Below are 12,718 nucleotides of genomic sequence, written 5' to 3'. Positions count from 1 at the left end.
CCGGCCCTTTCGATTGAGGTTTAAACCACCCAGGTCGAGCTGAGAGCATAGGGGGCGCCACCCAGGACAGGAGACGTCATGCCGGAATCCGGCCCGAGCCAGGGACAGACCACCCACGGACCGATACCGACCCCCCGCACGGAACCCCGGCCCCCGGGCGCCGGCACCCCGGTCACGCGGACCCCGGACATCGGGACCCGGGGCACCCGCGCCCAGGACGCCCCGGCCCAGGACGCCCCGGCCCCGGAGACCCGCACCGCCGAGACCCGGACCCCCGAGAGCGGGGCCTCCGGCACCCGGACGGCCGCCCGTACGGAGCGCGAGGGGCGTACGGCGCCTGCGCCCGCCGTCCCCGCCGCGCGCCGCGCCGGGCTCCTCGTGACCCTCGTCCTCGGCGGGCTGACCGCGCTCCCGCCGCTCTCCATGGACATGTACCTCCCGGCCCTCCCCGAGGTCACCGGCTCCCTGGGCGCCCCGGCCGCGACCGTGCAGCTCACCCTGACCGCCTGCCTCGCCGGCATGGCGCTCGGCCAGCTCGTCGTCGGGCCGATGAGCGACAAGTGGGGCCGCCGCCGCCCGCTGCTCATCGGCATGGTCGTCTACGTCCTGGCCACCGCCGCCTGCGCCCTCGCGCCGAACGCCGCGCTGCTGGTCTCCTTCCGGCTGCTCCAGGGACTCGCGGGCGCGGCGGGCATCGTCATCGCCCGCGCCGTCGTCCGAGACCTGTACGACGGCGTGGAGATGGCCCGCTTCTTCTCCACCCTCATGCTCATCTCCGGCGTCGCCCCCGTCGTCGCGCCGCTCATCGGCGGGCAGATCCTGCGCGTCACGGACTGGCGGGGCGTCTTCCACGTCCTGACCGTCGTCGGCCTGCTCCTCACCCTCGTCGTGTGGAAGTGGCTGCACGAGACGCTGCCGCCCGCGCGCCGGCACGACGGCGGGGTCGGCTCCGCCCTGCGCACCATGCGCGGCCTCCTCGCCGACCGCGTCTTCACCGGCTACATGCTCTCCGGCGGCTTCGCCTTCGCCGCCCTCTTCGCCTACATCAGCGCCTCCCCGTTCGTGGTCCAGGAGATCTACGGGGCGTCGCCGCAGACCTTCAGCCTCCTCTTCGGGGTCAACTCGGTCGGCCTCGTCGCCGTCGGGCAGATCAACGGCAAGCTGCTCGTCGGGCGCGTCAGCCTCGACAAGGCCCTCGCCACCGGCCTCGCCGTGATCACCCTGGCCTCCGCCGCGCTGCTGCTGATGACCGGCGGCGTCTTCGGGCCGGTCGGTCTCGTGCCGGTCGCGGCCGGGCTGTTCGTCCTCATGTCGGCGATGGGACTGGCCATGCCGAACACCAACGCCCAGGCGCTGATGCGCACCCCGCACGCCGCCGGCTCCGCCTCCGCGCTGCTGGGCACCTGCTCGTTCCTGGTCGGCGCGGTCGCCTCGCCGCTCGTCGGCATCGCCGGGGAGCACACGGCCGTGCCGATGGCCCTCGTGCAGCTCGTCTGCGCCCTCGCCGCCGTCGGCTGCTTCCTCGGGCTGTGCCGCCCCTGGCAGCGGGCCGCCGCCCCCGCCGGGCCGCCTACCATGGGCCGGTGAACGCCACCCTCCCGACCCCGGACGCCCTGCGCGCCGCCCTCGCCGGGCTGCTCGACGGGCTGCCGCCCACCAAGGCCGCGCAGGCCGTCGACCGGCTCATCGCCAGCTACCGGGGCACCACGCCCACCGACGCGCCCGTCCTGCGGGACCGCGCCGACGTCGCCGCGTACGCCGCCTACCGGATGCCCGCCACCTTCGAGGCGGTGCGGTCCGCGCTGGCCGCCCTCCGCGACGCCGCCCCCGCCTGGCGGCCCGCCACCCACACCGACGTCGGCGGCGGCACGGGCGCGGCGAGCTGGGCGGTCGCGGAGGCGTGGGGCGCCGACGAGCCGGGCACCGTCGAGCCGCTCGCCGACGAGCCGCTCGCCGACGAGCCGGGCCGCGACGGGGGCCGCGCGGACGTGGCGGGAGGGGAGGCCGACCGGGCCCGGCAGGCCCCCCAGACCCCCCGTACCACCGTCCTCGACTGGGCCGAGCCCGCGCTCGCCCTGGGCCGCGAGCTGGCCGCCGCCTCCGGCGTGCCCGGACTGCGCACCGCACAGTGGCGCCGCGCCCGCATCGGAGGGGCGCTGACGCTGGACCCGGTGGACCTCGTCACCGTCTCGTACGTGCTCAAGGAGCTGACCGAGGCCGACCGTGCCGCGCTCGTCGGCGCCGCCGCCCGCGCCGCCCAGGCCGTGGTGATCGTGGAGCCGGGCACCCCCGACGGGTACGAGCGGATCATCGCCGCCCGCGACCTCCTGATCGGCGCGGGCCTGCGGATCGCCGCGCCCTGCCCGCACAGCGCCGCGTGCCCGATCGAGCCGGGCGGCGACTGGTGCCACTTCTCCGCGCGGGTCAGCCGCTCGTCGCTGCACCGGCAGGTGAAGGGCGGCTCCCTCGCGTACGAGGACGAGAAGTTCGCCTACGTCGCCGCGGTCCGCTTCCCCGCGGAGCCCGCCGCCGCCCGCGTGACGCGCAGGCCGCAGATCCGCAAGGGCCAGGTCCTGCTCGACCTGTGCACCGAGGGCGACGGGCTGCGCCGCGACACCGTCACCAAGCGCCACGGCGGCCTCTACAAGGAGGCGCGGGACGCGCAGTGGGGGGACGCCTGGCCCCCGGCCTGACCGGGGCCCGGGGGTCAGCGGCCGGGGCGGTCGGGCCGCCGCGCGCCGGGGGCGGGGCGTCGCGCCGGGCCGGCCGGGGCGGCACGGGCGGTTGGTAGATTGCCGCCATGCCCACACCCAAGGCGGCGTCCTCCCGGACGCCCGACGCGACGCGCCGCAGCGAGCGCTCCCGCCGCGCCATCTACGACGCGGCGCTCGCCCTCGTCGTCGAGGTCGGGTACGCCAGGACGACCGTCGAGGGCATCGCCTCCCGCGCGGGCGTGGGCAAGCAGACGATCTACCGGTGGTGGCCCTCCAAGTCCGCCGTCCTCCTCGACGCCTACCTCGACCTCACCGGCCAGGCCGGGCAGGAGGCCCAGGCAGGACGGGAGGGCGGGGAGGAGCGGGCCGAGCCCACCGAGCCCACCGGGGCCACCGGGCCCACCGAGCCCGCCGGGCTGCCCGACACGGGCGACCTCGCCGCCGACCTCAAGGCCGTGCTCCGCGCGACCGTGGACGAGCTCAACGACCCCCGCTTCGAGGCCCCCACCCGGGCCCTCACCGCCGAGGGCGTGATCGACCCCGAGCTGGGCGCCCGCTTCGTGGAGCGGCTCCTCGAACCGCAGCTCCGGCTGTACGTCCGGCGCCTCGCCGCCGCGCGGGACGCGGGCCTCCTGCGGCCGGGCGCCGACCTCCGCGTCGCCGTCGAGCTGCTGGTGGGGCCGCTCACCCACCGCTGGCTGATGCGCACCCGCCCGCTCACCCACGCCTACGCCGACGAGCTGGTCGACCACGTCCTCCAGGGCATCGCGCCGCGCTGAGGCGAACCGGAGCCCGAGACTCCGGGTCGCCCGCCGCTCCGGCGCCCCGACAGTCGCCGGGCCGTCCCCCGGCCGTCCCCGGAAGGTTCCCGCGCCCCGCGTGGAGCTGCTCACGGTGAACGGCGCCCGAACCCCCGGCATACCGGGACGAAATCCGGCAAGCCGAGGGGACAGGGGGAGGTTCCGGCCACCGGGCCCGCCACCGGGTTGCGGACTCCTGTCACCTGAGGGCCGGGATGGTGCGACCATGGCAGGGACCACAGGGGCTCGTATTCAGGTGTGAGGGGATAGATGGGCGACGGTATCGGCCGCTACCGCGGCACGGAGAGCAAACTCGCGCAGTGGCTGCGCCGGCGCCCGAGGAAGCCCGCCGCCGACACGCCGAGCCGGGAGGACCTGCTCCTGGCCACCGCCGCCGCGGGTCTGCCGCTCGCCCCCGCCGCCCACCCCGTCGGCTACCGCTGCTCCTGCGAGCGCATCGGCTGTCCCACCCCGGCCCGCCATCCGCTCTCCTTCGCCTGGCAGACGCAGTGCGCCACCGACCCGGAGCAGATCGAGCGGTGGGCGCGCAGCCAGCCGCAGGCCAACTTCATCACCGCGACCGGCATGGTCCACGACGTCCTGGACGTTCCGTTGGAGGCCGGTCGCGCCGCGTTGGAGCGCCTGCTCGCCGAGGGCGTCGAGGTGGGCCCGGTGGCCGAGGCGGGGGACGCGCTGGGCGGGGGGCGCGCCCTGTTCTTCACGGCCACGCGCGGCACGCCCGAGGACGAGGACGAGTGGTGGCCGTGCGAGCTGGACTGCCACCCCGAGACGATGGACGAGCACCCGGGCCTGCGCTGGCACTGCCGGGGCAGCTACGTCCTCGTCCCCCCGGCGCGGCTGCCCGGCGACCACGCCGTGGAGTGGGTGCGGGGGCCCGAGCACCCGCTGCCGGACCCGCTGACCCTGCTGGAGACGCTCACGGACGCCTGCGCCCGCCACGCGGAGCAGTACGACGACGAGCACGGCCACCACGCGGTCGCCTGGCCCCTCACCCGCTGAGCCGGGCCGCCTGGCCCCTCACCGGCTGAGCCGGCGGCCTGCCCGGCCCGCCCGACCGGGCAGGCCCCGCCCGGCCCGCGCCGTCTGCCCGGCTCGTCCCCGCCCGTCCTCGCCCGACCCCGCCCGGTCGGCGCCGGTGGCGGCACCGCCGCCCAGGGCCGTACCGGCGCCGGTCGCCCGCCGCCCGGCCGGTACGCGGCGCCGGCCGCCCGCCGCCCGGCCGGTACGCGGCGCCGGCCGCCGCCCGGCTCGCCCCGCCGTCCGGGGTCAGGAGCCCTTGAGCCCCGTCACACCCTGGAAGCGGTTGAGCACGACGACCTGGTCCTCGTCGGCCGGGGCGGGCTTGACCAGGGCGGTCAGGCTCGACACCCACTCCTTGGTGAGCGTGTTGCGGACCTCTCCGGTGAGCAGGGGCTTCTCCTGCGGGGTCACCTTCGGCCGGTAGCCGTGGGCGGTGGTGGCCCGCTCGTAGATCCGGTTCGAGAAGAACACGAGCGCCCCGCCGTCCTCGGTGACCAGCCCCACCGGCGCGAACGCCCCGGAGTCCAGCGGCTGGTCGGCGAACTGCAGCGCCAGCCCCGGACGGCGGGAGATCTTGTCGCGCTCCGCCCGCAGCCCGGAGGTGTGCGGCCCGTCCGCGAAGACCTTCGGCTCACCCGACTCCATGTACGCGGCGTAGTCCCGGCTCAGGCGCGCGGGCGCCACCGCCAGCGACCCGCCGTCCGCCGGGGCGGGCTCGGCCCAGCCGTCGGCGTCGGTGCGGAACGCGGGCACCCGGTCGGGCGGCAGGATCGCCAGGTGCGCCGCCTCCCACGTCGCGTCGGCGCCCTCGCGGACGAACAGCAGCAGCCACCGGTTGTCGTCCGGCCCGCCGTCGGTGTCCGTGTTGGAGTCGGCGTCGGCGACGAACCAGCGCGGCCAGCCCGCCTTCTTGGGGATGACCAGCTCGACGTCGCTCAGCTCCAGCGGCCGGTGCTTCGGGTTGCCGTCCGGGTCGGTCACCGAACGGGCCTTGAGCCCCGCCTGGTTGATCGCGCCCAGCGAACCCGTCACCCGGTGCGCGTCCAGCGTCGGGTCGTACGCCTTGTCGGCGGCGTTGTACGCCTCGGTGAAGTCCTTCAGCGCCCGCGCGGCCTCATCGCGGGTCGCCGTCGGCACGACCGCCAGCTCGCCGCGGACCGTCACGCAGCCGCTCGCCGTCAGTGTCAGCGCCGCCACCGCCGCGACGGCCGCCAGCGCTCCGCGGCCCGCCCGGACCCGCGTCCGGCCCCGCCCCTCCACCAGCCCCAGCCCTCGCATCGGTTCTCTTCTGCTCCTCGACCCCGACCGGCACCGACCGACCGAACCCTACCGGGGCCAGGGCGAGCGCGAGCGCCGGGACCAGGTACAGCGCCCACACCGCGACCTGGAGCACCGTCGGCTCCGGGGACACGTTGAAGACGCCCTCCAGCAGGGCCCCCGGCCACCGGTCCGGCGCCACCGCGCCGCCCAGGTCCACCGCCCGCCCCGCGAGCAGCCCGCCCAGCGGGCCGCCGTCCTGGAGGTCGCGCACCCCCCGCGCCAGCACCCCCGCCGTGACGACCGCCAGCACCCCGCCCGCCACGGCGCGCAGCCGGGCCTCCGGCAGCCGCCGCACGCCCAGGTGCGCCCCCCAGCCCAGCAGCGCGGCCACCCCCAGGCCCAGCAGCACCATGCCCAGCGGCCCCGCCGACCCGGCCTCGTCCCGCGCCGCCGACACGGCCGCCCACAGGAACAGCGCCGTCGCCGTCCCCTCCCGCGCCACCACCAGGAACCCGGCCGCGCCCGCCGCCCCGGCCCGCGCCCCGTCCGGGCGGAGCACCGCCCAGGTCACGCACCCGGCCGCCGCCACGGACAGCACGCCGCCGAGCACCTTCAGCGCCCCGGGCGTCAACTCCCGCGTCCCGTAGGTGAAGACCCAGCCGACGGCCAGCGCCGCCAGCCCCGCCGCGGCGGCCCCGATCCACAACCCCCGTACGGCGACGCCGCGTCGGCCCGCCGCCCGCGCGCCGCCGCGGCCCGCGCCCCACCACGCGGCGAGCACGCCGACGAGCAGGGCGGCCTCCAAGCCGCCGCGCAGACCCGCGAGATGGGAGCCGAGCACAGGGGCGGCCTTCCGTCGGTCCGGTGCACGGGCCCGCCGGACGCGCTCCGGCACGGACCCGAGGGGCCCGCCGGAGAGGTCCGGGACGGGCCCGAGGGGGCCCCGCCACCGTACCGGCCGGTCACACCATCCCCGGCCCCGGCGGCCGTGCTTGAATGCCCCGGTGAATCCGGTGAACACTGCGTACGACGTCCTGGCGGTCTTCTGCGGTCCCGACGGACGCCACGGCAACCGGCTCGGCGTCGTACGGGAGGGCAGGGCCTGCCCCGACGAGGCGGCCCGGCAGGCGCTCGCCAAGGAACTCGGCTTCAGCGAGACGGTGTTCGTGGACGACCCCGAGCGCGGCGCCCTCGACATCTACACGCCCGGCGTGCGGCTGCCCTTCGCCGGGCACCCGGTCGTCGGCGCCGCCTGGCTGCTGGACCTGGAGGTGCTGGACCTGCCGGTGGGCGAGGTGTGGGTGCGCCAGGACGGCGAGTTCACCTGGATCGAGGCGCGCGCCGAGTGGGCGCCGCCGCGCACCCTGCGCCGGTACGGCTCGGCCGCCGAGGTGGAGGCGCTGGAAGTGCCGCCGCCGGGGGAGTGGCTGTACGCGTGGGCGTGGGAGGACGAGGCCGCCGGACGGGTGCGCGCGCGGGCCTTCCCGGGGCGGGGCGACGGGATCGACGAGGACGAGGCGACGGGCGCCGCGGCGCTGCTGCTGACGGCGGAGCTGGGCCGGGCGCTCAACATCGCCCAGGGGGAGGGCCCGCAGATCATGACGGCGCCCGGCCCGGACGGCGTCATCGAACTGGGCGGCCGGGTCCGCAGCCTGGGCCACGGCCCGCTCGCCGGCTGACCCGCCCGGCCGTGGGCCGATCGGCCGCCCCGCGCCGGTCGCTCGCCCCGCGTCGGCCGCCCGCCCCCCGTGGGCCGCGCCTCGCCTGAGGGGCCGCGCGGGCTGCCCCCCGCCCCACGCGCCGGACGGGCTCGCCGCCCGGCCCCGCGTCCGGCGTCCGCCGCCCGGCCCCGCGCCCGGCCCGGCGTCCGCCGCACGGCCCGGCGCCCGGCCCTCCGGCGGGGAGACGGTCAGGTGCCCGGCACGCCGGTCAGGCGCTCAGCGGGTACTCCTCGCCCAGCTCGCGGAAGACGGCCGTGTTGAACGCGAAGGCGCGCCGGCACTCGTCCACGATCCGCTGCCGCTCCAGGTCGTCGGCGTCCACCGCGTCGAGCAGCGCCCGGTAGTCCCGCTTGAACGCGGCCGGGTTGTCGATGGCGTCGAACACGTAGAAGCGGACGCCGTCGCCCTTGCGCGCGAAGCCCCACCGGCGCTCGGCCCGGTCGCGGATGACCTGGCCGCCGGAGAGGTCGCCCAGGTAGCGCGTGTAGTGGTGGGCGACGTACCCCGCGGGCCAGGTGCGGGCGCACTCCTCGACGCGGGCCGCGTACGCGGCGGTCGCCGGGAGCGGGGAGACGCGCTCCCGCCACCCGGGCCCCATCAGGTGGGCGAGGTCCCGCTCCAGCTCGGCGGTGCGCAGCAGCTCGGGCCGTATGAAGGGGCCGGCGACGGGGTCGTCCGCCAGGCCGTCCGCGGCCTCCTCCAGCGCCCGGTAGACGAACCACAGCTGCTCGGTGTACCGCGCGAAGGCGTCCAGGCCGAGGCGGCCCCCGAGCAGGTCGCCCATGAACGTCGAGGTCTCGGCCTCCGTGTGCGCGTCGTGGGACGCGGTGCGGATGAGGGTGGAGAACGGGGTGGCGGTGGCGCTGGCGTCCAAGGCGGTCCTCCGGGGGCCGATGGGGCGGAAAGCCGCGAGGCGGGCGGGTGGGGCGGCTGTGCCGGCGCGCCCTGTCACGCGCGGGCGCACCGGGCGCCACCGCACCCGGTCCTCGTGCTCGGGGACACCCGGGTCAGCTGCTTTCCGACGTCCTGTCGGTAAAAACGGTACCCCTCGCCGGCGTCAGGGCAAGGTGAGGATGTCGGCCCCGCTGTCGGTCACCACGAGCGTGTGCTCGAACTGCGCGCTCCGCCTGCGGTCCTTCGTCACGACCGTCCAGCCGTCCTCCCACATGTCGTACTCGTGGGTGCCCAGCGTCAGCATGGGCTCGATGGTGAAGGTCATGCCCGGCCGCATCACGGTCGTGGCGTGCGGGGAGTCGTAGTGCGGGATGATCAGCCCGGAGTGGAAGGACGTGTTGATGCCGTGCCCCGTGAAGTCCCGCACCACCCCGTAGCCGAAGCGCTTGGCGTACGACTCGATGACGCGGCCGATCACGTTGATCTGCCGGCCCGGCCGGACGGCCTTGATCGCCCGCGCCAGGGCCTCGCGCGTGCGCTCCACGAGCAGCCGCGACTCCTCGTCGACGTCGCCGCACAGGTAGGTGGCGTTGTTGTCGCCGTGGACGCCGTGGATGTACGCCGTCACGTCCAGGTTGACGATGTCGCCGTCCTTGAGGACGGTCGAGTCGGGGATGCCGTGGCAGATGACCTCGTTGACGGAGGCGCACAGCGACTTCGGGAAGCCCCGGTAGCCGAGCGTCGACGGGTAGGCCCCGTGGTCGCACATGTACGCGTGGGCGATCCGGTCCAGCTCGTCGGTGGTCACGCCGGGCGCGATGTGCTTGGCGGCCTCCTCCATCGCCCGGGCGGCGATGCGGCCCGCGACGCGCATCCGCTCGATGGTGTCGGAGTCCTGCACCTCGGGGCCGTCGTACGGCTTCGGGGCGGGCTTTCCGACGTACTCGGGCCGGCGGATGGAACCGGGGACGGAACGGACGGGGGACTGCACCCCGGGGACGAGCAGCGACTGGCCAGACATGCGGCGAGTCTAACCAGGGCGCGCGGGGCACCATGGGACAGAGGAAGGAGCGACATGGCCCTGTTCAAGAAGCGCGCGGTGGGCAAACCGGGCGAGTGGTACTACTGCCTGCACCACCGGAAGGTGGAGGAGGGCCCGGAGTGCCCGGCGAAGGACCGCTTCGGCCCCTACCGGACGGCGGGGGAGGCCGGCCGCGCCATGGAGACGGCCCGCGAGCGCAACGCCGACTGGGAGACGGACCCCCGCTGGCACGACGACACCCCGCAGGACCCCGAACGCTGACCCCGGCAGGCCCGGCCCGCCGCCCCCGCGCCGCGGGGGCGCCGGGACCGGCCGGCTACCCGGCCTGCTCGTGGGCCTCCCGGCGGCGCCGGGCGTCCGGGTCGGTGGTGGCGTCGTACGAGACCAGCTTCGGCAGCGCCGCCGCCAGCAGCCCCACCGCCGCCACGCACGCCAGGCCACCGCCCCAGATGGCGCCGCGCGTGCCCGTCCAGCCGGCCATCGTGCCCGCCCGCACCTGTCCGAGCTGCGGGCCCACGCTGTAGGAGAGCACCTCGATGCCGGCCAGGCGGCCCCGCAGCTCGTCCGGGATCGTCTGGTTCCAGATCGTCGAGCGGCCCAGCCCGCTCAGCATGTCGCCCGCGCCCGCGAAGGCCAGGCACAGCAGCACCAGCCACAGGCTGTCGAACCAGCCCGCGCCCGCCACGGCCAGCCCCCACCCGGCCGCGCCCACCACCACCATCAGCCCGTGCCGCCGCACGCGGGAGGTCCAGCCGCTGGTCAGGCTCAGCAGCACCGACCCCGCGGACTCCGCCGCGTACATCAGGCCCAGCGCCCACGGCGCCCCCAGCTCGTCCGCCAGGAACGGGAACAGGGTCGGCGGGTAGGCCAGCAGCATCGCCGCGAGGTCCACCGCGTACGTGCCGAGCAGCACAGGCCGCGACCAGGCGTACCGCGCCCCCTCCACGATGCCCCGCAGCGACGGCCTGTCGGAGCCGCTCACGGGCGGCGCCGGGGACAGCCGCAGGCACAGCAGCACCGACACCGCGAAGCAGCCGACGGTCCCCGCGTACGCCGCGCCGTGCCCGGCGAACGCCACCACCAGCCCCGCCACCGCGGGCCCCGCGATGGCGCCGACCTGCCACCGCAGGGCGTTCAGCGCGGCCGACGCCGGGAGCTGGTCGTGCGGCACGATCCGCGCCATCAGCGAGTCCAGCGCCGGCCGCTGGAGCCCCGCCAGCGCGGACACCCCGGCCGCCACCACGTACAGCGGCCACAGCAGCGGCTCCGGCAGCAGCGCGTTGACCAGCAGGATTCCGGCGAGCACGGCCATGCCCGCCTCCGTGGCGAGGATCACCCGGCGCCGGTCCACCGCGTCGGCGAGCGCGCCCCCGTACAGGCCGAACACCACCAGTGGGATCAGCTCCACCGCGCCCATGGCGCCGACCGCGAACGGCGAACCGGTCAGCTCCTTGATCTGGAGCGGCAGCGCCACCAGGGCGGTGAAGCTGCCGAAGTAGGCGATGAGCCCCTGCACCCACAGGAGGCGGAAGTCACGGGAGGACCTCCACGGGGACAGGTCCGGCAGGATCGCGGCGAGCTTCGACGTCACGGCGTGCCATGCTGCGCGCCCCCCGTCACCGGCGGCAAGCGGATTTTCGTACCGGCCCCCGGCCCCCGGCCCCCGGTGCTTGCCGGGCCTGGTGGTCCGGTCGTCCGGTCGTCCGCGCGTCGGCTACCCGGTACGCGCGCCGGCCACCCGGCCGTGCCGCGTAGGGCGCGTGCCCGTTCGTGGGGCCTGCCTACCAGCGCTCCGGCGGGGGCGGCGACGTCAGGTGGTCGGCCAGCCGGGACAGCCGGTCCCGGAACCGGCCGCGGCCCCCGCCCCGCGGCGACGGGCCGGCCTCCCCGGCCGCCGCGCTCACCAGGTGCTGCACCGTGTCGAGGTCGACGCCCCCGTCCCGCGCCGGGTCCACGGTGAGCGCCTCGTGCGCCAGGCCCCGCACCTCCCCCTCGCCGTCGCCGCCGCCCAGGGCCAGTACCGTGGCGCCCGCCCGGCGCGCCCCGTGCACCCGCTCCAGCAGCCCGCCGCCCAGCCGGTCCGGCGCCACCACCAGCAGTGTCGCCCCGCGCCCCGCCACCTCCAGCCGCCCGGGGCCCACCGCCAGGTGCGGCGGGTCGCCCGGCCGCACCCGGTGCCGTACGAGGGTGGGGGACAGCTCCGGGAGCCCCGCCCACCGCGCCTCGTCCCCCAGGTGCGCGGCCAGGTGCCACGGCTCGTACCCGGCGGTTCCCACCAGCAGCAGGCCCCCGCCGTGCCGGACGACCGACGACCGCAGCGCCCCGGCGAAGGAGCGCGCGGCCGACGGCCACGCCGTCCCGGCGAGCACGTCGCGGAGCAGGGCGACCCGTACGGCATCCATGGGGCGGCATCCTGCCCGCCCCGGCGCGCCCCGCGCCGCGCTTCACCGCCCCGTCACCCCAACGAGGGGCCCTGCACGTAGTGTCGGCACCATGAGTGAGACGGAGACCAAGAAGCCCGCCCGCGACCCCTGGGACCTGCCCGACGTGTCCGGCCTCGTCGTCGGGGTCCTCGGCGGCACCGGCGACCAGGGCCGCGGCCTCGCCTACCGGCTGGCCCGCGCGGGCCAGAAGGTGATCATCGGTTCGCGCGCCGCCGAGCGGGCCCGCGAGGCCGCCGGCGCCATCGGCCTCGGCGTCGAGGGCGCCGACAACGCCGAGTGCGCCCGCCGCGCCGACATCGTGATCGTCGCCGTGCCGTGGGAGGGCCACGCCGCGACGCTCACGGCGCTCCGGGAGGAGCTGCGCGGCAAGCTCGTCGTCGACTGCGTGAACCCGCTCGGCTTCGACAAGCAGGGCGCCTACGCCCTCAAGCCCGAGGAGGGCAGCGCCGCCCAGCAGGCCGCCGCGCTGCTCCCCGAGTCGCGGGTCACGGCGGCGTTCCACCACCTGTCGGCGGTGCTGCTCCAGGACGAGACGGTCGAGGAGATCGACACGGACGTGCTGGTCCTCGGCGAGAAGCGCGCCGACACCGATCTGGTGCAGGCGCTCGCCGCCCGCATCCCGGGCATGCGGGGCGTCTTCGCGGGGCGGCTGCGCGGCGCCCACCAGGTGGAGGCCCTGGTCGCCAACCTGATCTCCGTCAACCGCCGCTACAAGGCCCACGCCGGACTGCGCCTCACCGACGTGCACGGCCCGGCCGACGGGCAGGCCGACGGGCCGGGAGGCCGCTGACCGGGGGCGCCC

General features: G+C 76.9%; 13 protein-coding genes. 7 read left to right on the top strand and 6 right to left on the bottom strand.

The genetic code is table 11. The features are described 5' to 3' along the window. Positions 1 to 78 precede the first annotated feature (78 nt). The 4 genes from CP974_RS07815 (at position 79) to CP974_RS07800 (ending at position 4,534) form a co-directional block, all read left to right on the top strand. Positions 79 to 1,587 carry a multidrug effflux MFS transporter gene (locus CP974_RS07815; protein ID WP_031130685.1) on the top strand — a complete coding sequence of 503 codons (1,509 nt, stop codon included), beginning with the start codon at positions 79 to 81 and terminating at the stop codon, positions 1,585 to 1,587. Further along, on the top strand, positions 1,584 to 2,693 hold the full coding sequence (locus tag CP974_RS07810) for a small ribosomal subunit Rsm22 family protein (protein WP_031130687.1): 1,110 nt from the start codon (positions 1,584 to 1,586) through the stop codon (positions 2,691 to 2,693). The genes CP974_RS07815 and CP974_RS07810 overlap by 4 nt, the downstream gene beginning before the upstream one ends. Before the next feature lie 107 nt (positions 2,694 to 2,800). Beyond that, positions 2,801 to 3,493, top strand: a complete 693-nt coding sequence (locus CP974_RS07805) for a TetR/AcrR family transcriptional regulator (protein ID WP_031130688.1) — start codon at positions 2,801 to 2,803, stop codon at positions 3,491 to 3,493. Between the two features lie 291 nt (positions 3,494 to 3,784). Continuing rightward, positions 3,785 to 4,534 carry a bifunctional DNA primase/polymerase gene (locus tag CP974_RS07800; protein ID WP_031130690.1) on the top strand — a complete coding sequence of 250 codons (750 nt, stop codon included), beginning with the start codon at positions 3,785 to 3,787 and terminating at the stop codon, positions 4,532 to 4,534. A gap of 267 nt (positions 4,535 to 4,801) precedes the next feature. Here the strand turns inward: CP974_RS07800 and CP974_RS07795 are convergent, their stop codons facing one another. Together CP974_RS07795 and CP974_RS07790 are read right to left on the bottom strand one after the other, a co-directional pair. Beyond that, positions 4,802 to 5,752: an SCO2278 family lipoprotein gene (locus tag CP974_RS07795; protein ID WP_031136896.1), complete on the bottom strand. Its 951-nt coding sequence runs from the start codon at positions 5,750 to 5,752 to the stop codon at positions 4,802 to 4,804. Further along, complete coding sequence (locus CP974_RS07790; protein WP_031136897.1) at positions 5,670 to 6,656, bottom strand: FTR1 family protein; 987 nt, start codon at positions 6,654 to 6,656, stop codon at positions 5,670 to 5,672. Before CP974_RS07790 ends, CP974_RS07795 begins: the two co-directional genes overlap by 83 nt. A 163-nt stretch (positions 6,657 to 6,819) precedes the next feature. On the opposite strand from CP974_RS07790, the gene CP974_RS07785 reads away from it, so the two are divergent. Further along, on the top strand, positions 6,820 to 7,494 hold the full coding sequence (locus CP974_RS07785; RefSeq protein ID WP_031136899.1) for a PhzF family phenazine biosynthesis protein: 675 nt from the start codon (positions 6,820 to 6,822) through the stop codon (positions 7,492 to 7,494). Positions 7,495 to 7,744: 250 nt separating this feature from the next. On the opposite strand, the gene CP974_RS07780 is transcribed toward CP974_RS07785, so the two are convergent. Further along, a complete protein-coding gene (locus CP974_RS07780; protein WP_031133401.1) occupies positions 7,745 to 8,410 on the bottom strand; it encodes a biliverdin-producing heme oxygenase in 666 nt (221 codons plus the stop codon). A 183-nt stretch (positions 8,411 to 8,593) separates the two neighbouring features. After that, complete coding sequence (gene map, locus CP974_RS07775; protein WP_031133403.1) at positions 8,594 to 9,451, bottom strand: type I methionyl aminopeptidase; 858 nt, start codon at positions 9,449 to 9,451, stop codon at positions 8,594 to 8,596. Positions 9,452 to 9,505: 54 nt separating this feature from the next. On the opposite strand from map, the gene CP974_RS07770 reads away from it, so the two are divergent. Further along, complete coding sequence (locus CP974_RS07770) at positions 9,506 to 9,733, top strand: hypothetical protein (RefSeq protein ID WP_031133405.1); 228 nt, start codon at positions 9,506 to 9,508, stop codon at positions 9,731 to 9,733. 55 nt (positions 9,734 to 9,788) lie between these two features. Here CP974_RS07770 and CP974_RS07765 read toward each other — a convergent pair whose 3' ends face one another. Beyond that, the gene (locus CP974_RS07765; RefSeq protein ID WP_031133406.1) at positions 9,789 to 11,063 is read right to left on the bottom strand and encodes an MFS transporter; all 1,275 of its coding nucleotides are present in this window, start codon (positions 11,061 to 11,063) and stop codon (positions 9,789 to 9,791) included. 190 nt (positions 11,064 to 11,253) lie between these two features. Further along, positions 11,254 to 11,874, bottom strand: a complete 621-nt coding sequence (locus CP974_RS07760) for a hypothetical protein (RefSeq protein ID WP_031133408.1) — start codon at positions 11,872 to 11,874, stop codon at positions 11,254 to 11,256. A gap of 91 nt (positions 11,875 to 11,965) precedes the next feature. On the opposite strand from CP974_RS07760, the gene npdG reads away from it, so the two are divergent. Beyond that, positions 11,966 to 12,706 carry an NADPH-dependent F420 reductase gene (npdG, locus tag CP974_RS07755; protein ID WP_037938363.1) on the top strand — a complete coding sequence of 247 codons (741 nt, stop codon included), beginning with the start codon at positions 11,966 to 11,968 and terminating at the stop codon, positions 12,704 to 12,706. The last annotated feature ends 12 nt before the right edge of the window (positions 12,707 to 12,718 follow it).

Source organism: Streptomyces fradiae ATCC 10745 = DSM 40063, assembly GCF_008704425.1.
GTDB lineage: Bacteria > Actinomycetota > Actinomycetes > Streptomycetales > Streptomycetaceae > Streptomyces > Streptomyces fradiae.
Note: the sequence above shows the minus strand (reverse complement) of the source record. Positions and strands in the feature narration are given on the sequence as shown.